The 26,487-nt window shown below is 52.3% G+C and carries 25 protein-coding genes and 1 pseudogene; 14 read left to right on the forward strand and 12 right to left on the reverse strand.

Translation table 11 applies throughout. The features are described 5' to 3' along the window. Window positions 1-128: 128 nt before the first annotated feature. The 5 genes from C1J03_RS00065 to C1J03_RS00085 form a co-directional block, all read right to left on the reverse strand. Window positions 129-425 (reverse strand): putative quinol monooxygenase, encoded by a 297-nt coding sequence (locus C1J03_RS00065; protein WP_114882476.1) that lies wholly within the window; start codon window positions 423-425, stop codon window positions 129-131. Between the two features lie 180 nt (window positions 426-605). Then, window positions 606-1,292 (reverse strand): LysR substrate-binding domain-containing protein, encoded by a 687-nt coding sequence (locus C1J03_RS00070; RefSeq protein WP_162798414.1) that lies wholly within the window; start codon window positions 1,290-1,292, stop codon window positions 606-608. Between the two features lie 158 nt (window positions 1,293-1,450). Further along, window positions 1,451-2,215, reverse strand: a complete 765-nt coding sequence (istB, locus tag C1J03_RS00075; protein ID WP_114882482.1) for an IS21-like element helper ATPase IstB — start codon at window positions 2,213-2,215, stop codon at window positions 1,451-1,453. Further along, window positions 2,212-3,711, reverse strand: coding sequence for an IS21 family transposase (istA, locus tag C1J03_RS00080; protein ID WP_114882484.1), 1,500 nt, complete (start codon window positions 3,709-3,711; stop codon window positions 2,212-2,214). The genes istB and istA overlap by 4 nt, the downstream gene beginning before the upstream one ends. A 66-nt stretch (window positions 3,712-3,777) precedes the next feature. Then, entirely contained in the window at window positions 3,778-4,530 is a 753-nt protein-coding gene (locus tag C1J03_RS00085) for a metal-dependent hydrolase (RefSeq protein WP_114882486.1), read from the reverse strand. Between the two features lie 241 nt (window positions 4,531-4,771). Here C1J03_RS00085 and C1J03_RS00090 point away from each other — a divergent pair, with 241 nt between their 5' ends. Then, complete coding sequence (locus C1J03_RS00090) at window positions 4,772-5,329, forward strand: hypothetical protein (protein WP_114882488.1); 558 nt, start codon at window positions 4,772-4,774, stop codon at window positions 5,327-5,329. A 349-nt stretch (window positions 5,330-5,678) separates the two neighbouring features. Here C1J03_RS00090 and C1J03_RS00095 read toward each other — a convergent pair whose 3' ends face one another. Beyond that, window positions 5,679-6,374 (reverse strand): pentapeptide repeat-containing protein, encoded by a 696-nt coding sequence (locus C1J03_RS00095; RefSeq protein ID WP_254694142.1) that lies wholly within the window; start codon window positions 6,372-6,374, stop codon window positions 5,679-5,681. Window positions 6,375-6,699: 325 nt separating this feature from the next. Between C1J03_RS00095 and C1J03_RS00100 the strand changes: the two genes are divergently transcribed. From C1J03_RS00100 to C1J03_RS00115, 4 genes are all read left to right on the forward strand, one after another. Next, entirely contained in the window at window positions 6,700-6,909 is a 210-nt protein-coding gene (locus C1J03_RS00100; RefSeq protein WP_114882490.1) for a hypothetical protein, read from the forward strand. A gap of 1,020 nt (window positions 6,910-7,929) precedes the next feature. After that, window positions 7,930-8,490 (forward strand): HdeD family acid-resistance protein, encoded by a 561-nt coding sequence (locus C1J03_RS00105; protein ID WP_114882493.1) that lies wholly within the window; start codon window positions 7,930-7,932, stop codon window positions 8,488-8,490. A gap of 701 nt (window positions 8,491-9,191) precedes the next feature. After that, a complete protein-coding gene (locus C1J03_RS00110) occupies window positions 9,192-9,422 on the forward strand; it encodes a hypothetical protein (RefSeq protein ID WP_114882495.1) in 231 nt (76 codons plus the stop codon). Between the two features lie 743 nt (window positions 9,423-10,165). After that, a complete protein-coding gene (locus C1J03_RS00115; RefSeq protein ID WP_114888766.1) occupies window positions 10,166-10,711 on the forward strand; it encodes a DUF1415 domain-containing protein in 546 nt (181 codons plus the stop codon). Between the two features lie 139 nt (window positions 10,712-10,850). Here C1J03_RS00115 and C1J03_RS00120 read toward each other — a convergent pair. Then, window positions 10,851-12,007 (reverse strand): annotated as a pseudogene (locus tag C1J03_RS00120) (IS30 family transposase). Between the two features lie 615 nt (window positions 12,008-12,622). On the opposite strand from C1J03_RS00120, the gene C1J03_RS00125 reads away from it, so the two are divergent. Next, window positions 12,623-12,877: a hypothetical protein gene (locus C1J03_RS00125; RefSeq protein WP_114882497.1), complete on the forward strand. Its 255-nt coding sequence runs from the start codon at window positions 12,623-12,625 to the stop codon at window positions 12,875-12,877. A 399-nt stretch (window positions 12,878-13,276) separates the two neighbouring features. Here C1J03_RS00125 and C1J03_RS00130 read toward each other — a convergent pair whose 3' ends face one another. From C1J03_RS00130 to C1J03_RS00140, 3 genes are all read right to left on the reverse strand, one after another. Then, a complete protein-coding gene (locus C1J03_RS00130; RefSeq protein ID WP_114882499.1) occupies window positions 13,277-14,779 on the reverse strand; it encodes a heme biosynthesis protein HemY in 1,503 nt (500 codons plus the stop codon). 10 nt (window positions 14,780-14,789) lie between these two features. After that, on the reverse strand, window positions 14,790-16,106 hold the full coding sequence (locus C1J03_RS00135) for a COG4223 family protein (protein ID WP_162798415.1): 1,317 nt from the start codon (window positions 16,104-16,106) through the stop codon (window positions 14,790-14,792). Window positions 16,107-16,178: 72 nt separating this feature from the next. Beyond that, window positions 16,179-16,877, reverse strand: a complete 699-nt coding sequence (locus tag C1J03_RS00140; RefSeq protein WP_162798416.1) for a uroporphyrinogen-III synthase — start codon at window positions 16,875-16,877, stop codon at window positions 16,179-16,181. Window positions 16,878-16,959: 82 nt separating this feature from the next. On the opposite strand from C1J03_RS00140, the gene tsaD reads away from it, so the two are divergent. From tsaD to C1J03_RS00165, 5 genes are read left to right on the forward strand one after another with little or no spacing between them, the layout of a single operon-like run. Next, complete coding sequence (gene tsaD, locus C1J03_RS00145; RefSeq protein ID WP_114888767.1) at window positions 16,960-18,054, forward strand: tRNA (adenosine(37)-N6)-threonylcarbamoyltransferase complex transferase subunit TsaD; 1,095 nt, start codon at window positions 16,960-16,962, stop codon at window positions 18,052-18,054. After that, window positions 18,051-19,004: an NAD(P)H-dependent glycerol-3-phosphate dehydrogenase gene (locus C1J03_RS00150; RefSeq protein ID WP_114882506.1), complete on the forward strand. Its 954-nt coding sequence runs from the start codon at window positions 18,051-18,053 to the stop codon at window positions 19,002-19,004. Before tsaD ends, C1J03_RS00150 begins: the two co-directional genes overlap by 4 nt. Before the next feature lies 1 nt (window position 19,005). Continuing rightward, entirely contained in the window at window positions 19,006-19,278 is a 273-nt protein-coding gene (locus C1J03_RS00155; protein WP_114882508.1) for a YciI family protein, read from the forward strand. Further along, window positions 19,278-19,697, forward strand: a complete 420-nt coding sequence (locus C1J03_RS00160; protein ID WP_114882510.1) for an EVE domain-containing protein — start codon at window positions 19,278-19,280, stop codon at window positions 19,695-19,697. Before C1J03_RS00155 ends, C1J03_RS00160 begins: the two co-directional genes overlap by 1 nt. Window positions 19,698-19,754: 57 nt before the next feature. Beyond that, on the forward strand, window positions 19,755-20,147 hold the full coding sequence (locus C1J03_RS00165) for a DUF1761 domain-containing protein (RefSeq protein ID WP_114888768.1): 393 nt from the start codon (window positions 19,755-19,757) through the stop codon (window positions 20,145-20,147). A 238-nt stretch (window positions 20,148-20,385) separates the two neighbouring features. On the opposite strand, the gene C1J03_RS00170 is transcribed toward C1J03_RS00165, so the two are convergent. Next, window positions 20,386-20,727 carry a DUF2853 family protein gene (locus tag C1J03_RS00170; protein WP_114882512.1) on the reverse strand — a complete coding sequence of 114 codons (342 nt, stop codon included), beginning with the start codon at window positions 20,725-20,727 and terminating at the stop codon, window positions 20,386-20,388. Between the two features lie 996 nt (window positions 20,728-21,723). On the opposite strand from C1J03_RS00170, the gene C1J03_RS00175 reads away from it, so the two are divergent. The 3 genes from C1J03_RS00175 (at window position 21,724) to C1J03_RS00185 (ending at window position 24,852) form a co-directional block, all read left to right on the forward strand. Beyond that, window positions 21,724-22,563 carry a fumarylacetoacetate hydrolase family protein gene (locus C1J03_RS00175; protein ID WP_114882514.1) on the forward strand — a complete coding sequence of 280 codons (840 nt, stop codon included), beginning with the start codon at window positions 21,724-21,726 and terminating at the stop codon, window positions 22,561-22,563. A 286-nt stretch (window positions 22,564-22,849) separates the two neighbouring features. Then, window positions 22,850-23,998 carry a DNA cytosine methyltransferase gene (locus tag C1J03_RS00180; RefSeq protein ID WP_114882516.1) on the forward strand — a complete coding sequence of 383 codons (1,149 nt, stop codon included), beginning with the start codon at window positions 22,850-22,852 and terminating at the stop codon, window positions 23,996-23,998. Continuing rightward, window positions 23,995-24,852 carry a hypothetical protein gene (locus C1J03_RS00185; RefSeq protein WP_114882518.1) on the forward strand — a complete coding sequence of 286 codons (858 nt, stop codon included), beginning with the start codon at window positions 23,995-23,997 and terminating at the stop codon, window positions 24,850-24,852. Before C1J03_RS00180 ends, C1J03_RS00185 begins: the two co-directional genes overlap by 4 nt. Window positions 24,853-25,020: 168 nt before the next feature. Here C1J03_RS00185 and ahcY read toward each other — a convergent pair whose 3' ends face one another. After that, window positions 25,021-26,412 (reverse strand): adenosylhomocysteinase, encoded by a 1,392-nt coding sequence (gene ahcY / locus C1J03_RS00190; RefSeq protein ID WP_114882520.1) that lies wholly within the window; start codon window positions 26,410-26,412, stop codon window positions 25,021-25,023. Window positions 26,413-26,487 lie beyond the last annotated feature (75 nt).

Raw genomic sequence — 26,487 nt, forward strand, 5'->3', positions numbered from 1 at the left:
CGCAGTCATCTGATGGTTTTTGTCGAGAAAACCTGTGCCCGGCAGCCTCGGATGATGGCTGAGCGGGACAAGCATATACAGCGTTTCAGGTGTTCTTGGGCGGGCCAATGGCGCGGTTCGCCTTCCCGCTACGCCTCCACGAGGTCGTGATGTTTGATTGATCTGGCTTCGACGAGTTCCGTCTCAGCAGGATCGATATGCGGGCTTGCATAGTCCTCGCCGACAAACGCTTTCAACGCTTCAAGGTTTTCCCAGACCATTACGAAACTGAATTCTCGCGGACTTTCCGGCTGAGGGGCACCGGGCAGGACCTGAACAATCCCTGCCGTTCGCTTCATCAACGGGATCGCGGTTTCATGAAAGAACTCACTGAATTCCTTCTCCTTACCTGCCTTCGCCGTTACTTGGAATATTCGCATGATCACACAAACACCCTCCCTTTATTGGGTTCTTATCTGCATGACCGCCTCAGCTAAGTCGTATAGCATAATTCGAATAAAATGTCGCCTACGGGCTGATTGTGTTGAAAAGCTCTGTATTCTCCCAAAGGTGACTGGAAAGTTCGCCATAGGGCTTCAGCCTCGACTACAGCTTCAGATCATGGATCAGTCTGTCTCGGTCGGTGACGTCGGTTTTGTCAATTTAAAGGTCGCAGCGTAACGAGGCGCAAAGAACTTGGTGAAAGCCCTGACCTCAGGGCGCCGATAAGCGTCCGGTGCGATCAACATCATATTTGACCGAGACAATTCTTCGATGTTGTCAAAACAGCGGATGAGCGCGGCGTCAAAGGAAGCAATTCGCAAGTTTACAAGACCTAGACCGTGGCCCGCTCTGATAGATGCTTGCATCAGTTCCGGTTCACTAAATGACATGACTATCTGATCCGGCGAAACCCGGTGAGCAATCCAATTGTGCAAATAGGTCGGCACGTCGTCGTGCTCGAAAGTTACAAACCGATGGCCTTTCAGATCGTCCGAGGATTTCGGCAAACCGAACTTTTCAGCATATCTTTTCCCCCCAAACAGCGCCCACCGTGCGGTACTGAGTTTCCGGCAGATAAGAGTTTCATCTGGTTCGCTTTTTGATACTCGTATCGCAATATCGGCCTCACCTTCCGACAGGTTCAAAACTTTCAAGCTGGGAATGAACTCGAATGCGACGCCCGGATGCATGGCGACAAATTCGCTGAGAATATCGGTTGCCTGCTCCGAGAAATACCCAGGTGCGGTTATGCGGATAGGGTGTGTTCCTGTCAGGTCAGTTGCCTTCGCGACAAAATCTGATGCCGCCACCTCAATTTTTTCAGCATGCGGAATAAGAGACCTGGCACTTTCGGTCGGCCTGAACCCTCGTGTATCGCGTTCGAACTGTCAATCCCGGAGTAAAATCGGTCAGCGTCCCGGAGAGAAATTGGCCAATTTGTCAGCTCCTTGGCTTCAGTTGGGTTTGTTCAGGCTGTGCGGTTTCGGCTTTGGTTCAGCCGATAGCTTTCACCATTCATCTCCAGGATATGGACGTGGTGTGTCAGGCGGTCGAGGATGGCACCCGTGAGGCGTTCTGATCCGAAGACCTCTGTCCATTCATCGAACGGCAGGTTGGATGTGATGATGATGGAGCCGCGTTCATATCGTTGACTGATCACTTCGAACAGCAACTCGGCCCCGGTCTTGGAGAGTGGCACGAACCCAAGTTCGTCAATGATCAGCAAATCTTGGGCTGCTAGTTGTTTTTGGTGTCGTTGCAGTCGGCGTTCGTCAACTGCCTCGATCATTTCATGAACCAGTGCAGCGGCTGTGGTGAAACGTACCTTCAAGCCCTTTTGGCAAGCTGCCAGTCCAAGGCCGAGAGCAACATGTGTTTTACCGGTCCCACTTGGTCCTAGCGCGATAACGTTTTGACGCTTTGCGGTGTACTCGCAGCGGGCCAATTCCATCACCAGCACCTTGTTCAGTGACGGGATCGTTTTGAAGTCAAAGCTATCCAGGCTCTTGGTTGCCGGAAACTTCGCGGCTTTGATACGCCGCTCTACCATCCGTCGCTCACGTTCGATCAGCTCCAGCTCACACAAGCGCAGGAGATATTGGACATGATCCTTGTTCTCTGCGGCGCATTGTTGGGCCTGTTTGGTGTATTCGCTTTGGAAGGTTGGCAGCCGAAGTTTGGTCAGGTGATGCCTGAGCAGAACCTGCGGTGTATCAGTAACAGTATCGTTCATGCGGCCACCTCGGACAACAGCACGGCATAGCTGGAAGGCTTTGTCGTCTCAACCACCGCTTTCGGCAGATAAGGATAGATATCGAGATCAAGCCTAGGCGGACGACGCTCAATCCGGCAAAGGATCAGATGCTTGATCGCATCGTAGCCAAGTGCGCCCAGGTCCAAGGCTTGTTTGATTGCAGCATGAACGTGCTCCATCTCGAAGGTTTCCAATAGTCGCAAGATCTGAACATATTCGCGCTTCCCCGCCTTACCCATGCGGGCTTCCAACAATCGATGAAGGGTCGTGAACGCATCGGGCAGATCCCAACCCTGCAAGGGTGCCGCCTGGTCGAGAGCACCAACCTTCTGCTCCAACAATGGCAAGTAATGCATCGGGTCGAAAATCATATCTGCCTTCTCGTAAGATCGTCGATGTCGGGCGACAATCTCGGTCCCACAGCCGATCACGACCTCATGGACATAGCCGCGTACCTGAACCTCATGATGGGCAAAGGCGACAGGGACGGAGTAATCGTTATTGCGATAACGGATCATCGATATTGAAGTTGCCCGAGTACTGACCTTATCACACGCATCGTAAGGTGTTGGGGGCAATGCCATCAACGCGTCCAGGTCTCGTAGCAACCGTTCACCAATACTCTCACTATGCCCGCGAACAACATCGTCCTGACGCTTCAAACATTGTTCCTCCAACCAGGCGTTCAAAGCATCAAAACTATCGAACCGGGGAGCAGGGATTAGGAAGTTCCTCCGTCCGTAGCCAATGACACCTTCGACATTACCTTTGTCGTTACCTTTACCAGGGCGGCCAAACCGGTCCTCAAACAGATAATGCGATTGTAGTTCCGAGAAAGTTCTGGTCCGGATCCGCTTGCCTCCTCCCAAGATCTTTGCAACCGCTATCACGGTGTTATCGTACAGTGCCGACAAGGGCACACCACCGAAGAACGCAAACGCAGCGTTGTGACCATCACAGAAGGCTTCTGTCGTTTCTGCCGGATATGCCTTCATGAAGAACGCATCCGAATGCGGCAACGATATCGCAATGTAATGCAGCTTTCGTTCAACACCACCAATCACACCAAGGGTCTCGCCAAAATCGACCTGAGCATGGCCAGGGGTGTGAACCAGAGGAACAAACACCTCTTGGGTACGTCGCTGCTTCTCACGAACATAGTCCGTGACGATGGTGATCCCGCCAGTGAACCCATGTTCATCACGCAATCGCGCATGAATACGTTTGGCTGTGTGGCGTTGCTTTTTGATGACCCGTTTATCGTCTTTCAGGATCTGATCAATTATCCCAATGAACGGATCCAACTTCGGACGAACTGGCGCGGTCGTTCTTTGATAACCCGGCGGAACCGAATGCTTCAAAATCTTCGCCACTGTTTTGCGGTCAATCCCAAACAGACGGGCCGCCTCACTATTGTTCTTACCTTCGACATGGCACGCACGGCGCACCCGACTGTACAAATCCACAGAATACATCTTCCCCACCCGTTGCTCGACAGCACCAGATGTTAGATTGCGGAATTTTACTCCGCGACGGTCAGATTACCCAACCATTTCCATGGCCATTTTGTCTCCGGGATTCACACTTGCTTGTTGGTCATTGCCAAACATCGAAAGATACAAGTTGTGATAACGATCCTCTTCCAGTCCAATCACCTTCCAAAGCACGATGTTAAATGGGGCGGCGATTGCAAAGACGCTATCTGTCGATATTCCTGCTTTGGCAAAAATCGCTTTCGCTCTGTATTCGGCCTGTGCCTGCAACATCACCCCAAGCCCCAAATATGCTGTGCTGAACACAAGGGCCAGCGTGATCCCGCGCCCAAGCGGGCGCGACCAATCCCGTCGCGAAAGTGCCCAAATGGCAGTTCCAAGGAGCGGAAGAGTATAAATTGGATCAATGATAAAAATAGATCCCACGCCAACGGGATCCTGATAGAAGGGCCAGAACAACCGTGTTCCGTAGACCGTCATGGCGTCGATGATCGCATGTGTCGAGAAACATAAGAACACCGTCCACCAAACCAGAGCGCGGTGGTCTTTAAGTCGGCGAATACTGCGTACAAGAAGTTCGCCAATTACGGGGGCCGCCACTGCGTGTGTAGCCAGAGCATGTGTCCAACCGCGATGCAACACAAACTCATCGACTGCTGTATCGAATGACAAAAAGACATCAAGATCGGGTAAGGTTCCCAGCGCACCACCCAAAAGGGCGGCCTTGCGCGGACCAAGCGTTTTGCCCAGGCACAGTACAGAAATTGTTGATCCGAGAACAAACTGGGTTAGTGAATCCATTTGGCAGTACTGTTCCCTTCAATATTTCATACCACCAATCTGAAGGTCACCCGTCCGAATGGCATCGATGTCTACCTATGAGGGGAGTTGCGGGCCGGGAACACATCCTCACAGCTCAAGTTACAAACCCATAAATAACATCAATGTGAGACAACAAGATTCGCCCAAGAATGGCAATTTGCTAAATTTTGGTCCCTTCGCCATAGTTGTAAGCTGGTGGGGAAATGCAAGGAAATAGGTCATGGTTTGGGCTGCTGCTTCGAAATTACTTTCTAAATTGACCGGTAACAAAGAAGGAAAAGGGCGAGTCGGCGACGGTTTGATGAAAAAAAAATTGAACCATGCTGATACAGGTATTCCTATTGGCAGAGAGGATCAGCCCGCTCCCTATAGTCGCTGGAAAGCCCAAAACAACGATGCGTTTTTTGCGGATGACGTTGATTTGCCCGACGGGGCAACTCTCCAATGGCGCGAATACCTCTGGAACGGCCCGACATCCATTGACGAATGTGAATGGGGCGCGGTTCGATGGCGATTTTATAGCAATGGGTTGGTGTGTTTCGACGCAAAAATGTCAAACACCAGCGGACGAGTGGACCCAGGGGATGTACAGGGCCATCGTATCGAGTTGAGAGAGAAGAATGGTCTCTTGCTTGGCGTCTGGGTATCTGGCGTTTTTGTAAAAAAATCACTACCCCAGCGTAGTTTTGCAGCTTCATTTATGGATCAGCATGAACTGCTCAAACTTCACTTTTCTGATTTAGACGACAATCAAAACGGTGCATGGGTTTGCCTATAATGAGTTTTTTGACCGCTCCTGTTGTACTGTACGTTTGAAACTGAACAAGCGGCACGCGGACCCGTAGGGTCGACGACAAGTGGAAGGAATGACTGAAACCCCAATTAGACTTAACTATATCCCATTCGAGAGCTTTGAAGTTGGTCAGAAGCAGATCCTTGAAAAGATGCGCCGCGCGGAGCTCAAGAGTTGTTGAGCTTGGAAGGCAATACCGTTGCGAAAGCCTCGTCGCCCCTTGAGTACACAACTCAAATAACTTCAGTAGAGGATTTGTTAATGTAACTGAGAACTGACCCAGTAGAGGTCAGAATTGTCACTGACATTCAACACAGAGGTGTTGCGACGTTAGTCAAAGCACTCGCAAGCCTAGCTCACTCAATAGATCGGCGGCTTGTCGTTTTGAAATGACGGCGCCCCTAAACCGCTTGGCATCACCCAACGTGACACCGCCGAGATCCGCTCCGCGCAAATCAGCATCCTCAAAGCGACAACCGGATAAATTTGCATCCCGCAAAGAGCAGTCCTCGAATACGGTTTCTCGGAAGTCACAGGACCGAAGATCGGCCTCGCCAAAATCGAGGTGTTTGAGTGTCATTTTCCGAAACGATAGCTTCGGAAGAAGGGCCAGACCGAACAAACTATCCCGTAGCTCAAAGTCGTTCGTGCGCGTGTCACTTAGGTCCGCCCCAATCATTTTGCAGCCTGCAACCTTCATTGCAACAAGTGTCGCCCCTTGAAAACGGCAGTTGCTGTAATCGCCGCCTTCAATCTGGGCTTCTGTGAGTAAAGCGCTCAAAAAACTGGCCCCGGGCGCTCGACACCCCAAAAAAATAGCGTTTTCCAAATTAGCACCATTGAAGGATGTACGTGTCAGGTTGCACTTTTCAAAGCACCAGCCGGACATATTGGATTCTGACAAGTCCAAACCCTGAAGGTCACAGTGACTAAGGGTGGCAGTTTCGCACAGACTGGCTAAGTCCTTGATGTCTCTTAGACTCATCTTTTTACCTGAAAGATGATGTTGTGATCCGTTTTGCATAGGCATTTGTCTGTCACCAGACGCTCGGCGTTTCAAGTGCGATGCGCACACTTTGGTACAACCCGTCAAAACCAAGCCTCATCAGATCTACATGCTTTTGCTTGGCCGTGTCGGCGTCTGAAAATGGGCTCCACTATGCCAGGTTCTGTGCCGTCTAGGCCGGACCAGGCGGAGGGACTGATACGTGCCGGTAGGAAAAAATGCACATCCCACTTAGTCTCCGTTTTCGATTTTCCAAAAAATTGAACGGCGTTCATATTTGTCTTGAACATTGTTCACTTACGTTGTATACGCTCAGTATGAACGATGTTCAATTACTGGAGGAACCACGATGTTCAAACAAATTGCGACCTTGGCTCGCGGCCGTATGACCGACAGCTCACCTACAGTACACGATGCAAATGCCTTAGATTTGGTTTGCCAAGAGATACGGGACGCAGCGCAAGGCGTTGGTAAACCCAGCAAAGAGATTGCGGTCGGAATGGCATACGCAGAACGCGAAAAAGCGATGTCCGGATTGTGGCAGGAGGGTCTCTCATGAGTAAGGAACCAAAGCCTTTCAGCAAGCTGGATGTGATCCTGATCGTCTTGGCCACCCCAGTTATCTGCGCCGCTGCTTTTATAATCCTATTTGTAATGTTTATTTAATGAGGGATCATCTAATGTCTGAAGAACAAAAACAAAATCCTTGGAAACTTAGACGTGATCCGTACCCCCCCCTCACCCCCTACGGAATATCGTGACGTGGTGATGGGCATCATTGCGGTATTAATTATCCCCTCCGCGTTACTCGTGGCCTTCGTCGTTTTCTATTTAAACACTGCATAAATTTGGTTCTGTCCCGATCAATTACCGGTCTTAGACGTGGTTTCGTCGTGGGTTGGCAAAAGCACATACCCCAGAGGCTCTTTGAGCAAGATCTATAGGAATCCAGACAACTCTGAGCAGATCAGAAGCCATGCTAACAAGTGGCGAACGCCCGGTAAGGGGCGTTATGTTATGCAGCCAAAAGTAGTGCGGGCGAGGCTTCGGGCCAATTATTAAGTGATGGGAGCGGGTTGGATTGGTCACTTCGAGTCATATCAACTGAATCCCGTGATTCACGAGGTTCTCGAGCAATAGAAATCTGCGATGTGCTGGCCAGGCTGGTTTCAAAGTACTTTATTCGCTTGGTGGTTGAAAAACACAGTGAGGGTGAGTGGACCGCGCGAGAACTCTGTGAGCGATTTGATGAGAATTTCGTCATTGGGAAGCGTGAAGTGATGAAATTCACAGAGGCCGCTTAACCAACCATGGTGTCCGAGTTGCGGGCTGCCCCGCCGTTCGCAGTAATCTGCCAAACTGGTGCTTCTGGCCCATTGCCGACCTTCGGTGGTAGCGAAGAGAAGCTCCGCTTACTCATTCAAGTTTGATGACGGGATGGCATTTTGAAGCAAAAAACCCTCATAGTTAAATAGGACGGGTGCTCACATTTTGCTTGATCGGGACACGAAAAACCTCAACTTAGAAGAAAGACATTCGCTTTGGGGAGTGTCAGATGAAAAAATTTGACAGGTGAAGCATGGACAATATCCAGAATGAAAGCGCAACGGATGGCAGGTTTGCAAAGGGACTGACTTGGCTGGGGATCGCCTTAATAGTTTTTGGCGTGCTCGCAGTTATTTTCCCGCTCGCGACGACGATTGCGGCCAAGGTTTTTATTGGCTGGCTCTTCATCGTCGCAGGTGGGTTTCAAATATGGCAATCGTTTTCGACCCGTGAATGGGGAGGATTCCTGTGGAACCTGCTGATTGGGCTTCTGTACTTGGTTGTTGGATGCTGGCTTGCCTTTGATCCGTTTTCCGGAATCATCGGACTTACGGTTCTCTTGGCCATCACTTTTATTGCGCAGGGCATTATGGAAGCGGTGATGGCAAATAATCTACGTCCCAAGACCGGCTGGGGATGGATGATGTTTTCTGGTCTTATTGGTATTTTGGCAGGCGTCTTGATCATCTCGGGCCTGCCCAGTACGGCGGTTTGGGCGGTCGGCCTAATGGTTGGGGTCAACATGATTTCATCTGGCTTTGCATTCTTTACGTTGGGATCAGCAGCCAAAGCATTGGGCGAGAAATCGAGCTAAATCCCTCGGCCAGACCTAAGTGTAAAATTCAGTGCTAAAAGAAAATCTGGCAAAGGAAGGCGCCTAGAAGGAGTATCTTCTTTTTGTCGGGGGACAGATATGATTTCGGTTGAATGAGCGAGTGCTTAGGTTGTCCGTAGAGATGCTTGTCCCCGCTCACCAAACCGGAAAGACTTCAACTCAAACACCAAGACAATGGTTAACGTCGCCGTCACTCTCGGCCTATAGCGGGCTTATTACACTTTGCAGCGAACGGTGGCTTGGAGCCCTTAGTCACCGATGCTACGGCCTGCACATTCCAACTAGAAGGGCGGAAACTTGCCATTCGATACGCGTGCGTACCAACCCTGCCGAAACATTTGAAGCCGACATTCGAGTAACCTCGAAAGGGGTTTTTCGTCGGCACTGCCGCAAGCCCGTTGTTAGCCCCTTTCGGACAAAAAATCCGACAGCAGAAATCGACGCAGTGGACGGAAGCCGAACAATGGCTACGACTAGCGCATCACCCCTAATTTCCCAGAGTTTAAGCTCGGGTAGTAACTCCTAGGATACCGCTGAACGTCTATGCCTAGTAAACGGCCTCAAAAGCATGGCCGTCGACAGCCGCAGGACCAAATGTTCTCTTCTTAGGCATCCTTCGGATTTTAACCTATTCAAAAACAACAATTTTCTCGCAGGACCCTACCAGAAAGGAAACCTTGATGAAATTGTCTTCCTTATTTGCCGTTCTTGGCCTTGCCCTACTAAACTCCGGATGTGGGTCTGACTTTTATAGCTATGGCCTTAAAGTTGGTTCGTCAGAAACCGTTCTGCCGCAAAAAGACGGGTCCTTTATTCCCGGAGACTATGAATTTAAGCCCGTTCTATTCATCTCAAACGACAAGAAATTTACCGTGTCGATCCGGCATCCTGTGCTTCCCGTAAGCAACTAAGAAAGTGCTATTGCCCAAGTTGCATTTTATCTCGTCAACCCTTGAAATAGAACTTTCCGAGTGAACTCTATTGAGTTCGCTCACCCAAATTTAAATGACGAAGAAATTGTGCCAAAAGAAAGCTTCAAAATCGGGGAGAACTTTTATGTTCTCAAGTATGACAGTTCGCAGTTTTCAAGCAAAGTTTGAGAAATCGTGAAAATTGAATTCACTTACAATGGCAAGCGAGAAACGGTGGTGTTTAACGAAGTATTGTTATGGGTGCCACGCTATAGTAATGATGAGGTACTAACATCTCGCTAGCTGATTTACTATTTAGCAAACAGTGAAACTATGTGAAGCTGATCTCCCTCCCAGAACAGGTTTGACCAGCATTCGGTACTTTGGGTTCCTGCCGCAGTTTGCGACGCTTGGGAGAAAGATTGTTCAAAGGCACCTTAGGCCAATGAGCCAAGGTCCGGAACGTCCGCGACCAGATCATTGCACCAATTGAAATGCTGCACGATGCGCCAATGGCTGGTCAGGTGAAGCTGCAATGCGGCGTCAGATCAACTGGTGAGAGTCCGTTGTGGGCCGCTTGCCAATGGCGAAGGACGGTATGATACAAGGGGCAATTGCAACTGCGCCGAGTCGATGGATTTGGCTTTTGCAAATAAATTAAAGATATGGGCAAAATATGCTTTAAGTTAGTTAAACAAGAAAGGATCTATCGTATCAATAAGTATGGCCCTAAGACACTATCAATGACTCATCAAGACGTAGTTAAAAACACCCGTCGATGGCTTGAACAAATGGTAGTAGGATTAAATCTATGCCCATTTTCCCGTAAAGCCATAGCCCAAGACCAAGTGTATTATGCCATCTGTGATGCCACCAACGATGCACAACTAAAGCAGTTCTATGTGAGTGAATTGCAGCGCTTACTTGGGGCTAACGAAAATGACGTAGCCACTAGTTTGCTCATGTTTACCCAAGGTCTAGAAGAGTTCGACAACTACCTCGCCTTGCTCGATTGGTTTCAACAGCTATTGGAGAAGGCAGAACTTACAGAGCATGTGCAATTAGCATCTTTTCACCCTCGATATCAATTTGAAGGTGTAGCTGCTAACGATCTCAGCCACTTCACTAATCGCTCACCCTATCCAACCATACATCTTCTGCGTCAAGATCAAATGACTAAAGCCCTCGCTTACGTTTTGAGCCCTGAGAAGATTTATATAGATAACATAAGAACATTGAATAAACTTGGTCGCCAGCAGGTCGAAGCACTCTGCCCCTGGGGTAAATAAAGAACGTTAGCATTGTCTTGTAACCGCTGTTAACCCAGCTACCGCTATCGCTCGTTTTGCAGTGGCAGCGAAAGTCCGCAACGACGAGCCGCACCGCAACATGCCATTATTGCGCCAATGTCCGCAATCCGCGGCGATCTCAACCGGTCGATGCAACGCACTCTGCGAACATCTCTGCTGGCGTTTGGTCTTGCGAGGTCGTTCGTTGAGTTGCCTTGCAATTGCAATTGCACTGAGTTTTGCTTGGGAATGAACGGATAGGTCCGTTCCGCGAGGCAAGTACTGCCTCAAAAGCCGGTTGGTGTTCTCGTTTGACCCGCGCTGCCATGGTGATTGTGGGTCGCAGAAGTAGACATCAACGTCGGTTGCCAACGTGAATCGCGGATGATCTGCCAGCTCTTTGCCACGATCCCACGTCAGCGACTTGTAGAGCTCGCGCGGCAGTTTCTGAGCCGATTTGATCAGCGCCGTGATGACACTCTGTGTGTCTTTGTTCGCGACTTTGACCCGCATCACGTACCGAGAATGCCGTTCCACGAGTGTCGCGATATAACTGTTCTTTGATCCACCGATTAAGTCGCCCTCCCAGTGGCCCCGAACAGCACGATCTTCGACGGACGCAGGCCTTTCGCTGATAGATACAGCGTCCTTGATCTGGCCATTTCCCTTTCGCTTCTGGCTGGCATGCTGTGAGCGCCGGACAGTGCGTTTAGCCCGCAAGTGCTCCAGAAGTTCCTTCTTCAGGACACCGCGGGCCTGTATATATAGGCTTCTGTAAATCGTTTCGTGTGACACCTGTTTGTGCGCCTCTCCAGGGGATGCGCGTTTGAACCAACCAGCAACTTGTTCTGGCGACCACTTGCGCCGTAACTTTGCGGATACTGCGTGGGCCAACATCGGGTGACAAGCCAACTTGCACATCTTGGGGCGCAAAGCCCGATCCCATGCAGCTTGGTCTGATGCCGTTGCGCGATAGCACAACTTGCCCCCATTGCGTCGTACCTCGCGGCGGATCGTTGAAGGCGCACGTCGCAACTGACGCGCAATTGCCCGGAGAGATTGCTTGGTGCTGAGCCCACGAGATATCTCTTCACGCTCAGCAAGGCTCAATGCAGAACGACCGCGTCTGCGATCAGGTGGACGTATTCCGCCCGTCGGTGAAATCACGGAAAATACCGACGATGAGTGGCGATCAAAAACGCGCCCAATCGACCTCATCGACTCGCCACGCTGCCATCGATCCCAGATATCGGCACGCTGTTCGCCTGAATAATAGATCCTGCGACGATACTTCATTCAAAACACTCCATCTCTTCCTAAAGATTAAAGTGTTGCGTCGATCAGTTGAGGCCACCGGGCAAAGCACCGGTCGTGTCTTTTGCGGTCAACAGGAGGTTCGTCGCGCAGTGCGGTCACTCATGACTCGCGCAGCGAATGCCGGCATTGAGTCCAAAGTGTCTGGAGCTGGCAGCGGGAAAGTTACCTCTAGCCAGAGCCTGTCTGCCTTTCAACAATCTTTAAAACGAACCAAATGACGCCTACAAGAATGAGCAATGACAGACCAATTGCAAACAATAGTTGCGCAACACGACCGAGGCGGGATTTAACGCCTCGAAGAAGATCATCGTTAACCCGGTTCCACATTTGCCCGTAGGGTAGCGAATGGTTTTCCTTTATTCTTCGGAAAGAAAGATTGGGCCATGCAATTGCAAAAAAGAAGCAGACAAATCCGACCCAAGTCGTGTGAAAACCTAGTAGTAACCCAAGTTGGATGATTGCATGGCTCATTCTTACTCTTCGGTTCTAATATGCAAGATAGCTTTGCCGATAGGCACTTATCCTAAGCTATCGCAATTTATACCTCAATGTCTTCGTCGTCCGCATAGCAGTCCTTGGAGGCGGACTTAGCGAATGTCCGGACTCCACCCAAAGTACCGATTTCTGCACTTTAGCGTGTCAGCTGTACTGAGCATGGAGGCGACATCGCGGTGTATCTTGACCGGATGCCTTATCGGGATCGTGCCCTTCCTGGTGGCGGATATGCTGGATTCAAATAGCGGCGACTGCCAGACGGGTGATGACTGGACGTCGATCACCGTGACCAACGGTAAGCTGGTGACCGCCAAAACCCGGCTACTTCCGAACTGGCGGCACATAAATTGCTAGCGTTGCCTGAGCATACGGATGGGGACAGCCACAATCGCTGTCCCCGCCTTACCTAAAACCAAGCTGAACCAGTACCAGCTGGTGCCGGTAGGATCACTTTTTTGGAAAGGCTGAGTTGGATCATTGCATCCAAAAGTGCAGTTTTTGATTTAGTGAATATGTATTTAGGGCGAACAAAGAAAGCCCGCTCCGCTCAAACCAAAGTGAATTGACGGGAATGTAGCGATACACGCGTCCCTACATATTTTGGTTCGTGTGGTAAATGATGCTGCCGATTATGTCCTTAGAGCCTCCCGACTATGTTTGGGAGAGCACCGCTAGCGGTGTCATCCGAGCATAACAGCCCACTTCCCTCTAAGGACTACAGGGAGCGCGCCTCAAAGCGCACCCTTTTGCTGGCTATTTCGCTGCTTTTTCAAGCTCTTCCCCAACGGTATCGGGGGTATCTTCAGATAAAATCTCAGCGTCTTCGATCACCACAGTACCATCAACAGCCTCTGGCGCGTCAGCGCCACTACTGTCCTCAATTGCGCCAACAATTAAGGGCAGCATTTGGACGCCACCGGGCATCGCAACCTCAGAGAGCGGTGGTGATTTCCATGCAAGTGTATCAAAGCTCTTGCAGTTTTCGCAGATCGGCTTCCAGTCTGCATGAATGTGATGGCAGTTATCACAAATCCACTGAGGGCCACGTGAGACGCTTAGCGCGCGCGCAAGCCAACCTTTGACCACAGTATCTGAAGCACCCTCGCCCCGCTCAATGGCAGCCATCAACGTAACTGAACGAGCAGTCGGATCCGTTTCAACCAAATCGCCCAACGCGCGGCGCGCCTCTGGGAAATCTTCATTCGCAATATGCAATTCTGACAGCACCATACGCGATTCAGCATGATCAGACTTGCTGCGGGTCAGCGCCACAAAGCGCTTGATCCGCTTGGGTGGTGTCTCATCGGGTTCTATAGCTGCAAAAGCCGCAGCAAGATCAGGGTGTGGCTGCGCTTCCCAAGCTTTCTTCAGGACGCGGGTGGCATAGCGCGGCTTGCTTTGTTCGATATAACTTTGAGCCGCCATAACAGCGGCGGGGATTAGATCAGGCGACAGACGGTTCGCCTCAATCGCCGCTTCGCGCGCCTCGATGCTATTGCCATCGGCGATCACATCTTTTGCTTCGGATAACGCCAACACGGCATCACGGCGTTTGTGGACATCGCGGGGTAAATGACCATTTTTCAGCTTAGCGCTCAATGTCTGACGTGCACCTGACCAGTCTTCCTTGGCCGCCTGAAGCTGCAAAAGAACATCACCCGTCTCTTCGTGCTTGGGCTTGAGTGCAAAGGCCTTCTTTGCCAATTCAAGGCCCGTTTCGGTGTCTCCATCCGCCAGCTTTTGTTTCATGATCCCGCGCACACCAACAAATCGGGTCTGCTCGTTTTCGACGAGCTTGCGATATGTTTCCTCTGCCTTGCGGCGGTCACCAGCCAACTCCGCAGCCTGAGCTGTTAGCAGGTTGGTCAATTCCGGCTTGTTTAGGTATTTGTCAGCCTTTGCAGCTTTGGCCATGGCCACACGGCCTTCGCCGCTCGCAAGCGCCATTAGCCCCTCTGAAAGAGCTTCAAAACCTTTGCGTTCGCGGTTGCGGTCAAAATACCGCGATAGGGCCGTTTCATCGCCGTTTAGGAATTTCCAGAGTGCCACGAGAAGCGAAAACAGCTTGAGCAATACCCAGACTGTGAACATGAGCGCGACGACAGCAAGCACTGTTTCAAGCGGACCAAGGCTAAATTCAGTGCCCATAACCGTTAGCTGCATGCCACCCGAACTCTCGAGCAAGAAACCAGCACCCCACGCAACGACCGCGATTACGCCAACAAACACAACAATTTTAATCAATGACCAAAGCATAATAAGTTCCTTAGTTTGCCGTCAGGCGTTGAGCCAGCGCATCAGCAGCAGCTTGCGCATTGCTGCGCGCTTGGGCCCCGGCAAGCCAATCAGCCATCTCGGTTTTGGCTTCCTCAGGCAGGGCTTCGATTTCAGCAATCGTATCAGGTAAATTTCCGTTGCGCAGTGCAGCTTCGGCACGCGAGAGCACGGCATCGGGATCAGATCCTTCACGCGGTAAAACAGAACGTGCGCCAAGCTGGCGCTTTAGAAACCCACCAATGCCTTGTGCACTTTCGTCTTGGTCATTCGCGCGCGCGGCAGCCAATGCCGCCCTCGCCAGATCAGGAAAGCTCTGCTGCAGATCGGCCATCGTGACAACGCCATCACCAGCTGAATCACTCAGCGCTTGGGGGATGTCACCGACTTCGACAGACTGAAGCTCAGTCAGCGGCTCAAGGAACGGTTGGCCAGCGTCAATTGCTAACATGATCCGTGCAAGAGCTGCCTGCGCTGTCGCAGCTTTGGCAGAATCTGCGGTTGCTTCTTTGACGCTACGGGCGTTGTCGAGCAGCCCTGCAATCTCGGCGCGCTGATCTTCTACGGACGCTTTGAGTGTTGTCAGTTCGCTGGCATAAGCCGCAGCAGCTTCTGCACCTAAGTCCGCCAGCGGTGGTAATGATTCCAAAGCCGCCAGCCGCGTGTTCACCTTGGACAGCTGCTCCGAGACATCGGCGATTTGGGACGTAACGTCGGTTTTTAGATCGTCAATTGACGACAGATCAACCTCGGAGGGAGCGCGTTCTTCAACTGCTGACAGCCGCTCTTGTTGCGATGCTAAGTCGGCGCGCAATTGTGTTGTGATCGCATCTCCGCGGTTGTCAAAAAGATCAAGTTCAGACGCTACGAACCCTGCAACCGCCGCGATCGCACCACCCAACAGCAAAGGCCAGAAAATACTCTCGCGCTTTTCAGGTTCGATCGGAGCTGGCACTGGATGAACCATCTCTGCCCTCGACGAAGAACTTGACTGAGATAAGCTCGCGTCCTTCTTTTGTACGTTCTGCTTTGACACATCATCCGTGGGTGTATCTTTAGCCGGCCGCGGTTTTTCCACTTTCGGCATTGCAGCAGCAATTGGTTTCGCTTGATTTGAGGCAGGCTCAGGTTTCTTAACGGTCTCGCTTGAGGCCGCCGCCTTGGAAGCCGGTTTTGATTTTGCAGCCTTAGGCTTTGCCTCAGGGTCGGCGTCTGATCCAAGAACAACCGCATCTTCGATCTCCGGTGTCGCCTTGGACGCATCCGTAGCCTTGCTACTAGGAGAAGTTGGTTTCGTCGCTTTCGCCACCGTAAACACCTTTTCGATTCTGACCCTAAGGCCAATCAATTGCACCAACCTTATCCGGCAAGTGACGCCCTCTCAAGGCAAGGCGACACGAAGACACAGGCTTTCAACCGCCTTCACCATCTTATCACCCTGCGGAGACGGCAATATTTCCAATGAGGCCAACCCTGCAGAGGCAAGTGGATCCGCTACCGCCCCGCTAAGGGCAACAGCGTGAACATGGCGCATATCAGGTGATTCTTGCATGAATTTAAGGGCTGTACGCGGGGAAAAAAGCGGCACAATCGTCGTACCTTGCAACGCACTGAGAGCCTCGGAGCTTAGCCCGCGCAATATTTGGTCATAGAGTGTCAGCGTCTGCGTTTGGATTCCGCTTTTGCTCAAATTTTCGCCAATATCGCCGCGTCTATGGTGTCCTGCCAGATGTAAAAGCGGCCCTTTGGGACGCAGATCGAGAATATGGGCAATCAAGTCTACGGCAGTTTCCCCAGCTAAATGTGCCGACCAACCTGCTTGGCGTGCAGCCTCATAGGTACGCGCACCGACACAATAGGCAGCCATCCCGTTTGCTGCGGGCGCAAAACCCACGGCGTTTGCAGAAGTAAAAATAACTGCCTGGATTCCATTGAGGGAAACGGGAGTATCAAGGGGGACAATTTCCAACAGCGGAGAAATCACAACCTGCACCTTACTGAGGGCCAATGGGTCCAGTCGTGCGACGAAACGCTCAGAACTGGCTTGGGGGCGGGTCAACAAAAGGGTGCGGTCGGCCACGGGTTCGGCTCTCAGGATTGTTTGCTATGGCTTACGATGTTAACTCCTCAAAAGACACCCCGGAATGGATACGACTTTGACAATGACGACCCGCATCATCCTCGGCATCGAAAGCAGCTGTGATGACACGGCCGCGGCCATCATCCGTGGCAACGCTCAGAACGGGGCTGAAGTTTTGTCCTCTATTGTTATGGGCCAGAATGCCCTGCACGCAGATTTTGGAGGCGTTGTTCCGGAGATTGCGGCACGCGCCCATGCTGAAAAGCTGGACCATTGCGTCGAGCAGGCTCTGGAGCAAGCAGGCATGCGTCTGTCGGATTTGGATGCTGTTGCTGTGACCGCTGGGCCCGGATTGATCGGTGGTGTCGTGTCGGGCGTGATGTGCGCCAAAGGGATCGCAACGGCGAGGGGCTTGCCCCTTTACGGCGTGAATCATCTGGCGGGACATGCACTGACCCCGCGACTGACAGATGGAGTCTCTTACCCCTACCTAATGCTGCTGGTTTCAGGAGGGCATTGTCAGTTTCTGATTGTGCGTGGGGCTGATGACTTTAGCCGTTTGGGTGGCACAATTGATGACGCGCCTGGCGAAGCATTTGACAAAATCGCGCGGCTGATATCTTTGCCGCAACCCGGCGGCCCCGCCATTGAAGCATGTGCAAAAAGCGGCGATCCTACGCGCTTTGCTTTACCGCGACCCCTACTGGACCGTGCGGGTTGTGACATGTCTTTCTCGGGTCTCAAAACTGCCGTTCTTCGCCAACGCGATGCGCTTATGAATGGGAGCGGAGCGCTGACTAAAAGAGATCAGGCCGACCTTGCAGCCGGATTTCAAGCGGCGGTGGTCGATGTGCTTGCGGAAAAAACACGCCGCGCATTGGATCGCTATCTTGAGCTTGCGCCGCAAAAACCAAGCCTGTGCGTCGCGGGAGGAGTTGCGGCAAATATGTCTATTCGCGCCGGATTAGAGACTGTTTCAGCCAAAATGGGCGCTGACTTTATCGCTCCTCCGCTCGTACTCTGCACAGATAACGCAGCGATGATCGCATATGCGGGTCTTGAGCAGATGGACCTACGCGTACCTGATGGGATTGGTCTTTCACCACGTCCGCGCTGGCCGCTTGATACCACTCAGCCAGCGATGTTGGGCAGCGGCAAGAAGGGGGCCAAAGCATGAGTGTGAGTGTTCTGGGCGCTGGTGCCTTTGGGACCGCGTTGGCAATTTCACTGAGCCAAAACAGCCCCGTCACCTTATGGGCACGCGAATTGGGTGATATGGCCGACCTACGCGAGAACGCAAAACGACTACCAAACTGTCCGTTTCCTGACGCGTTGGCGGTGACCGGGGAGCTGAAAACCGCGACGCTGGCTGATATCATACTGCTCGCGGTTCCGATGCAAAAACTACGGGAGTTTCTAACGGCTCACGCTGATGTACTGGCCGGCAAAGCGCTGGTCGCTTGTTGTAAAGGGATCGAATTGACGAGCGGCTGCGGCCCCGCCGAGGTTATTTCCCAAACCGCACCGAGCGCCAAATCTGCGATCCTGACAGGACCGAGCTTTGCCATCGATATCGCAAATGGTTTGCCAACAGCGCTAACTTTGGCCTGCGCAGATGACGATACCGGGAAGACGCTTCAGGCCGCCCTCACGACACCAACGCTGCGGCTTTATCGTACGACAGATACCGTTGGTGCCGAGCTCGGCGGTGGCCTGAAGAATGTAATAGCCATTGCTTGCGGTGCCGCGATCGGTGCTGGCCTGGGTGAAAGCGCACGCGCTGCGTTGATGACGCGCGGCTATGCGGAAATGCAACGTATGGCCGAGCATGTAGGCGCGCAGCCTGATACTTTGTCAGGACTTTCTGGGTTTGGCGATCTGACGTTGACCTGCACTTCGAACCATTCGCGCAACTACCGCTTAGGCCTGTCCATCGGCGACGGCAGCCGTTTTGAAGCGGGTACAACAGTTGAAGGAGCAGCCACTGCACGCGCGGTAGCTAACCTGGCTGAACGAGAAAGATTGGACATGCCAATCACGCAAGTCGTTGCAGCACTGCTCGACAAACGCTTAGATGTACAAAGCGCCATGCGCGCACTCTTAAACCGCCCCTTAAAGGAAGAATAGCATGCTTGTAGCATTGATTGCCCACGACAAACCCGGCGCGCTGGATGTGCGCATGACAAACCGTCCCGCGCATGTGGAATACCTGGGATCGACAGACATGGTGCATTTGGCTGGACCGATGTTGGACGGTGAAGGCGGGATGATCGGTTCTTTGATCGTGCTGGACGTTCCAAATATGCCCGCGGCTCAAAACTGGGCAGATAACGACCCCTATGCAAAAGCGGGGCTCTTTGCGAGCGTGTCGCTGACCGAGTGGAAAAAGGTGATTGGCTGATGGCCTATTGGCTCTTTAAGTCTGAACCCTCCGTCTGGGGCTGGGATGATCAGGTGGCCAAAGGCGATGTCGGTGAAGAGTGGGACGGTGTGCGCAATTACCAAGCCCGCAACTTCATGCGCGAGATGGCCGTAGGGGACCGCGGCTTTTTCTATCACTCGCAAAAAGAGAAATCTGTAGTCGGCATTGTCGAAGTAGCTGTGGCTGCGCACCCCGACAGCACTACCGACGATCCCCGCTGGGAATGCGTTGATATCAAGGCCGTAAAGCCCCTTATAGAGCCTGTTTCGCTGAATCAGATCAAAGGCGAGGACCTGCTGTCCGACATGATCTTGGTGCGGAATTCACGCCTATCTGTGCAACCCGTGACGGACGCTGAGTGGCAGGTAATCTGCAAGATGGGAAAGACTAAACCGTAGCTTTTTGGCTGCATTTTGGGTATTTTGACGCCAATTAATGCGGTGGGAGTTGAAGATATGGGAATTTTGTCTGTTCTATTGGCGGCAATTGCTGGCTTTGCGGTTGGGGCCGTCTGGTACATGAAACTGTCCAAGCCCTGGATGGAAGCTGCCGGGGTTGAGGCTGGTCCAGATGGTCGCCCCAAAAACGACTCACCGCTACCCTACGTGATGGCATTTATTGCGATGATCGTTGTTGCCGGCATGATGCGGCATATGTTTGCCCTCTCCGGAATTGACACAATTGGCAAAGGGGCTGTGTCTGGTCTGGGCATTGGACTGTTTTTCATCAGCCCCTGGATCATGATTAACAATGGCTATGGTGGGCGGCCATTTAAACTAACACTGATTGATGGCGGCTATGCGACGCTGGGCTGTGCTGCAATTGGGTTGGTGTTGGGTTTGTTTTGAAAATAACAGTTTCTGGAACGAAAAAAGGGCCAAGCCCACAAGCCAGAACCCCTTCTCACCCCGTGTGCTCCCAAGTGCACCACACACGTATCTGAAATCTGTTCCGGCATTCTGTCCGATGTAAATTGAGTACCTCAACCATCAGAAAAATGCAATTTTTGAATAGCTTAAAGCTTATTCAAAAAAGAAACGCCCGCTTAACCAAGCGGGCGTTTCTGATCGATAATCGGGGTTCGGCTTAACCGTACACAGACTCTTTGCCGAAATGCTTGGTCAGCATGTAATAGATCACCGCGCGGTATTTGTTGCGCTCTGATTTACCATAAACCTCGATCACAGAATTGATCGCTTCCATCAAGTTTGGACCATCAGGCAAGCCGAGTTTTTTAATGAGAAAGTTATTTTTGACCGTCTCTAGCTCTGCCGGTTGGGTGCCAGCAACTGTCGACGCATCAGCGTTATAGATTGCTGGACCACAGCCGATCGTTACTTTGGTCAGAAGGTCCATATCCGGCGCCATGCCACATTTGTCCTTCAGATCTTCCGCGTATTTCGCGATCCACTCGTCACGTTTGCCCATATTAATATCTCCCACCTTGGACTTGGTCAGCAAAATCTGACCTCGACCAAGAGCCTAGAGCCAATTTTTCCGTGGCAAAAGGAATTTTTGCAGGATTTATTCCCCGCAACCGATGCCTCGCGAAATTCAATGGACTGTGCTTCTCGCAAGAGATCCTCAAAACAGCTGCTTACAGGAGGCCGCTTACTTGAGGATAACCGCTGTCGCATTTCCCAATGCGCCGCTTGTCCCGACACCGCCCGCACAATGGCCCTCAGATATGCTATCTGTCTTGTGCAAACAGCTGCTATCACTGGACCGACTTGGGCGCGAAAAAGTAGGCGAGAAAACCTAGGCCGAAATGGGCAAAGCAGAGCGGCGGCATAACAAAATAACGGTCAAACTTGTCTTCTGCACCAGCGAGGATCACACATAACGCGAACTACAAAACAGTATGAGGCGTCCCAAATTGCTGGAAATCCCCCACATTAGTGTCTGAATCGACATCACACCCCATGCCTCTATCTCATTGCTGTTGGTAGGCGATCCCGGCAACATGCTTATCAAGGATATGTCGTGTGAAGCTGTATGGTTTTATCAAAACGCGAAGGCGCACTCAGCATAGCTCTACGGTTAATTCCAGAAACGGCGACCCTCTCGCTTCAACTAAGCACCGCCACCAACAATGACGGCCCAAGTGAAAAGAACGGTATGGCAATGCGAGGCATTCCCAAGAAAAACCTTCGCCTCGGATCGCGTCATGATCTAAACAATTAGCGCCTTTGATTTTCGGCATAACTTCGCGCACCTAGCACGGTTGCCGCCAAAACCGCGGCAGGCGTCGTCATACACGCTCATCTGACATCTTCGATCTCAACATACGAAACCTCAACCAACCATAGATCAGCGGCGCAGTTCATGTATCGGGCTCGGTCAAAATTTCTCGCAATCAACTTGGGTAGATTGGTGTTGGTCGCTACACTCACGGCGAACGTGCAGGTCAAAAGGAACGCTGAGATGAAGCTTTGCCGGATAAAAACTGAAAATGGCGTACTGCCCGCAGCAGTGGACCAAGGCGGTAAGTTACGAGACTTGTCTGCGCATATCAGCGACATCGCTCCTGAAACAACATCTCCAGAGGCTTTGAAAACCCTTAGTAAAATCGAAATTGCCAGTCTGCCTGAAATCACTGGGACCTATGCTCCAATCCTCTCTGACGTGCGGCGGTTACTTTGCATCGGGTTGAACTATACCGATCACGCTGAGGAAATGAATCTGCCAATTCCTGAATTTCCAATCTTGTTCATGAAGGCCTGTCCGGTCACGGGTGCCAATGACCCCATTATCATCCCGAAGGGGTCCGAGAAGACCGACTGGGAGGTTGAGATGGGCATCATCATCGGTAGCCGTGCACAACACGTGACCGAAGATGACGCAATGGATCATGTTGCCGGATATTGCGTCGTAAATGACGTGTCCGAGCGGACGTTTCAGCTTGAGATGGGCGGCCAGTGGATGAAGGGTAAGTCTTGCGACAGTTTCGCGCCCGTTGGCCCTTGGTTCGTTACGTCGGACGAAGTACCTGACCCCCAAGTTCTTGATCTGTACCTAGATGTGAACGGTGAACGCCGCCAGACCGGCACCACCGCCCGAATGATCTTTTCCATCGCTCAGATCGTTTCGTTCGTCAGCCGCTTCGTAACGCTTGTGCCCGGGGATATTATTGCGACCGGCACACCGCCCGGCGTTGGCGTGGGTATGAAACCGCAGAAGTTTTTGAAGGCCGGGGATGTTGTGACGCTCGGCATCACAGGCTTGGGTGATCAACAGCAAGAGGCCATTCCGTTTAGTGGATAACAGGAGGGTCGATATATCAGCCTATGATATTGGGTCCACTTGCGTGATGGCACCAAACACCGGGGCCAAAGGTATCAACCGTCTCTACCAGTACACTCATAAAAAGCTGGTTGTGCGGTTTGCTTTCCTGAAGCCTTAACGGTTCCGAGTTTGATGCCACGTACCATCGTGACAGTAGTTACAAGATGGACCCTGCCATCATTCCGCCGCCGCCACTTGTGCACGCAGGAAAAATATTGATCCCATGCGCTGAGTCTGGTCTATGGATGGAAAGAAAAGGCAGAACATGACGCGAACATTCTATGAATTTTTTGCTGGCGGCGGTATGGCGCGCGCTGGCTTGGGTACGGAATGGACCTGTCTGCTGGCCAATGATTTTGACAAAAAAAAGGGCGAGACGTACCGCACAAACTGGGGTGGTAAGGATCTTATCGTTGACGACATCCGCAACATCGCTCCAGAGGAAATGCCAGGGACGCCCGATCTGATCTGGGGTTCATTTCCCTGCCAAGATCTATCTCTTGCAGGAAGTGGTGCGGGTTTGGCTGGCAATCGTTCCGGCACGTTCTGGCCGTTTATCTCGCACCTCAATGCACTGCGCGACGACGGCCGAGCGCCTGCGTTGATCGCACTGGAAAACGTGTTGGGGACGCTGACCTCACACAAGGGGCGCGACTTCGCGGCAATCTGCGGCGCGCTCAAAGAGGCCGGGTATCGTGCTGGCGCGTTTGTAGCAGATGCGGCGTTGTTTGTGCCTCAATCGCGGCCGCGCCTCTTTATCGTCGGACTGCGCAATGATCTGGCAGTGACTTCGAGAACGGCCAGCCGCGAACCTGTACAGCCTTGGCACACCAAGGGTTTGATGGCGGCGCAAGATAGGCTTCCCAACGCTCTCAAGAAAAATTGGGTCTGGTGGCAAATGCCCTCCCCAAAAAAGCGCGAGGCGCGGTTTGCCGATATGGTCGAAGATCGTCCAACCTCAACTAAATGGCACAAACCTGCTGAGACGACGGCTCTTTTGTCGATGATGTCACAGGTCAATCTCGCCAAAGTCGAGACAGCCAAGGCGGCCGGTGTTCCCATGGTTGGAACGATATACAAACGCACGCGCCATGAGCATGGGATCAAGGTTCAGCGCGCTGAAATTCGATTTGATGATATTGCCGGGTGTTTGAGGACCCCGGCGGGTGGTTCATCTAGGCAGTCGATCATGGTCGTAGACGGAAAACGGATCCGTTCGCGCCTGATTTCAACCCGCGAAACCGCGCGACTGATGGGTCTGCCTGACAGCTACCTGTTGCCTGCGACCTATAACGAGGCCTATCACCTCACCGGCGACGGCGTTGTTGTTCCGGTCGTTCGCCACATCGCTGCGCATTTGCTGGAACCCTTGTTAGAGCATAATATCGCGGCAAAAATGCAGGCCAGCGCATGAGTGAAATCCCCTGTGAAGCCAATGCGGAGTTGCGTAAGAAGATACTCGAATTCGCTGAGGTACTGCGGAGCCAAGCCCATACGCTTGGCGATCACGGTCTGGAAGAGCAGGACTTTTACCAGTCCGGTCTTTTCCGTGGGACGATCGAACGCCTCCGGGGGCAGTTTTCAGCGTCAATGCGCGAAAAGCGTGAATTCGTAGCGCTGGTCCTGAATTATATGACCGATGGTGGTTTTGTAGCGTCTTGGGGGTCCGCGGGAGAGTCCAACCGGCACGACTACGTCGTAACGCTGAATTCAGGCAAAACAGCAGTGATCGAGCTGAAGGGTTGCTTGGACGGAAACAACACCAACATCTTTGAGCGCCCGCCACACGCTGATGAATTCATCATTTGGAGCGTGTGCAGCAATCCCGGCGCTGATCCACGCCACAACGTTTGGTCCGGCATTCATACTCGGCTAAGTGCCGAGATGATCGACCGCAACCAGCGTATTGATGGGTTGGTCGTTTGGGATTGGATTTGCGGAACCAGCGCACGGCCCTGCCCTAAGCTGATTGGTGCAGAGGGCCGCCTAACCGCTGTAGGGCCTTACCGCCTGCCGCCGCCGTGCATCTACCTTTTCCCCGGCACGGTGCCGAGTCCCAGAAACAACCCGAACCCGCGCATTAATACGCTTGAGGACGTTGGGTTGTTGGCGGCAATGCAGGCTTGCTTTGGTGGGCGTGAAGAAGAGGTCAATCATGTCGGGATCGACGTTGCCCACCGCGAAGCAGAGACGGTGCGCCGGACCACGATCACCCGCGACGGGGCAGTGCAAAAAATGACAGAACCAACACCAATCCGCCGGTCCTGAATTTCAGTGTTTTGATGGGTGGGTCCGCGCTCTATCGCGGGAAGGCGTCAGTTTGATTTAAACTTTCGCAATGTGCTGTTGGTCTGTAGGAAAGCGATCCCTACCCAACCAACTTTAATAGACATCGCCGGGGCAGAATATCCGCCCCGGCGTAGAATGTTGTAGAGCTTAGTAGCGGTAATGCTCTGGCTTGAATGGGCCATCGGGCGAGACGCCAATATAAGCGGCCTGCTCAGCGTCGAGTTTGCTGAGACGAACGCCGATCCGGTCAAGATGCAGACGCGCGACCTTCTCATCCAGATGCTTGGGCAAGATGTAAACGCCGGGCTTATATTCATCACCCTTGGTAAACAGTTCGATCTGAGCAAGAACCTGGTTGGTGAACGATGCGGACATCACAAAGGACGGGTGGCCCGTCGCGTTACCAAGGTTCAGCAAACGGCCTTCGGAGAGCAAGATCAGACGATGGCCATTCGGCATCTCGATCATGTCGACCTGCTCTTTGATGTTGGTCCACTTGTGGTTCTTGAGGGCAGCGACCTGAATTTCATTGTCGAAGTGGCCAATGTTGCCGACGATCGCCATGTCCTTCATCTGGCGCATATGCTCGATCCGGATCACGTCTTTGTTGCCTGTGGTCGTGATAAAGATATCAGCCGTTTCCAGCGCATCCTCAAGCAGGACAACCTCGAAGCCATCCATTGCGGCTTGCAGCGCGCAGATTGGATCAACTTCCGTAACTTTCACACGAGCGCCGGCACCGGATAGGGACGCAGCAGACCCTTTGCCAACATCGCCGTAACCCATCACGACAGCAACTTTGCCTGCCATCATGGTGTCTGTGGCACGACGAATTCCGTCGACCAGAGATTCTTTACAGCCGTATTTATTGTCGAATTTCGACTTGGTCACTGAGTCGTTCACATTGATCGCTGGGAAAGGCAGTTGGCCCTTCTTAAAGAGATCATAGAGACGGTGAACGCCGGTGGTTGTTTCCTCGGAAACACCTTGGATCGCTTCACGTGTCTTGATGAACCAACCCGGGGTTTCTTTCATGCGCTTACGGATCTGATCAAAGATCGCCTGCTCTTCTTCGGATGTTGGCACGGCAAGCAAGTCCGCCTCGCCTTCTTCGACGCGCGCGCCCAAGAGGATGTAGAGTGTCGCATCACCCCCATCATCGAGGATCATGTTGGCCCCTTCAGGGAACTTGAAGGATTTGTCGAGGTAATCCCAATGCTCAACTAGGGTTTGACCCTTAATCGCGAAGACGGGCGTACCGCCTTCGGCAATGGCTGCTGCCGCGTGGTCTTGGGTCGAGAAAATATTGCACGAAGCCCAGCGCACGTCTGCACCCAACGCATTCAGCGTTTCGATGAGAACAGCGGTCTGAATGGTCATGTGCAAGGAACCCACAATGCGTGCGCCCTTTAGCGGCTTGCTATCGCCATATTCCTCGCGCAGCGCCATCAGGCCCGGCATTTCAGTTTCAGCAATATCAAGTTCTTTGCGCCCAAAAGCGGCAAGGCTGATGTCTTTTACTTTGTAATCTGCGGCCATGTTGGCGCTCCTCAGTCATGGGTTTGGGCGGCAGATACCACTGGCCCTGCCATTGCGCAATCAGTGTGGGGTTGG

Source organism: Sulfitobacter sp. SK012 (assembly GCF_003352085.1).
GTDB lineage: Bacteria > Pseudomonadota > Alphaproteobacteria > Rhodobacterales > Rhodobacteraceae > Sulfitobacter.

Bases quoted from the DNA above. Each gene is read 5' to 3' on its own strand.
- istB (WP_114882482.1), bottom strand. From the start codon at position 2,215: ATGAACGATACTGTTACTGATACACCGCAGGTTCTGCTCAGGCATCAC.
- istA (WP_114882484.1), bottom strand. From the start codon at position 3,711: ATGTATTCTGTGGATTTGTACAGTCGGGTGCGCCGTGCGTGCCATGTC.
- C1J03_RS00085 (WP_114882486.1), bottom strand. From the start codon at position 4,530: ATGGATTCACTAACCCAGTTTGTTCTCGGATCAACAATTTCTGTACTG.
- C1J03_RS00090 (WP_114882488.1), top strand. From the start codon at position 4,772: ATGGTTTGGGCTGCTGCTTCGAAATTACTTTCTAAATTGACCGGTAAC.
- C1J03_RS00095 (WP_254694142.1), bottom strand. From the start codon at position 6,374: ATGCCTATGCAAAACGGATCACAACATCATCTTTCAGGTAAAAAGATG.
- C1J03_RS00100 (WP_114882490.1), top strand. From the start codon at position 6,700: ATGTTCAAACAAATTGCGACCTTGGCTCGCGGCCGTATGACCGACAGC.
- C1J03_RS00105 (WP_114882493.1), top strand. From the start codon at position 7,930: ATGGACAATATCCAGAATGAAAGCGCAACGGATGGCAGGTTTGCAAAG.
- C1J03_RS00110 (WP_114882495.1), top strand. From the start codon at position 9,192: ATGAAATTGTCTTCCTTATTTGCCGTTCTTGGCCTTGCCCTACTAAAC.
- C1J03_RS00115 (WP_114888766.1), top strand. From the start codon at position 10,166: ATGACTCATCAAGACGTAGTTAAAAACACCCGTCGATGGCTTGAACAA.
- C1J03_RS00125 (WP_114882497.1), top strand. From the start codon at position 12,623: ATGTCCGGACTCCACCCAAAGTACCGATTTCTGCACTTTAGCGTGTCA.
- C1J03_RS00130 (WP_114882499.1), bottom strand. From the start codon at position 14,779: ATGCTTTGGTCATTGATTAAAATTGTTGTGTTTGTTGGCGTAATCGCG.
- tsaD (WP_114888767.1), top strand. From the start codon at position 16,960: ATGACGACCCGCATCATCCTCGGCATCGAAAGCAGCTGTGATGACACG.
- C1J03_RS00150 (WP_114882506.1), top strand. From the start codon at position 18,051: ATGAGTGTGAGTGTTCTGGGCGCTGGTGCCTTTGGGACCGCGTTGGCA.
- C1J03_RS00155 (WP_114882508.1), top strand. From the start codon at position 19,006: ATGCTTGTAGCATTGATTGCCCACGACAAACCCGGCGCGCTGGATGTG.
- C1J03_RS00160 (WP_114882510.1), top strand. From the start codon at position 19,278: ATGGCCTATTGGCTCTTTAAGTCTGAACCCTCCGTCTGGGGCTGGGAT.
- C1J03_RS00165 (WP_114888768.1), top strand. From the start codon at position 19,755: ATGGGAATTTTGTCTGTTCTATTGGCGGCAATTGCTGGCTTTGCGGTT.
- C1J03_RS00170 (WP_114882512.1), bottom strand. From the start codon at position 20,727: ATGGGCAAACGTGACGAGTGGATCGCGAAATACGCGGAAGATCTGAAG.
- C1J03_RS00175 (WP_114882514.1), top strand. From the start codon at position 21,724: ATGAAGCTTTGCCGGATAAAAACTGAAAATGGCGTACTGCCCGCAGCA.
- C1J03_RS00180 (WP_114882516.1), top strand. From the start codon at position 22,850: ATGACGCGAACATTCTATGAATTTTTTGCTGGCGGCGGTATGGCGCGC.
- C1J03_RS00185 (WP_114882518.1), top strand. From the start codon at position 23,995: ATGAGTGAAATCCCCTGTGAAGCCAATGCGGAGTTGCGTAAGAAGATA.
- ahcY (WP_114882520.1), bottom strand. From the start codon at position 26,412: ATGGCCGCAGATTACAAAGTAAAAGACATCAGCCTTGCCGCTTTTGGG.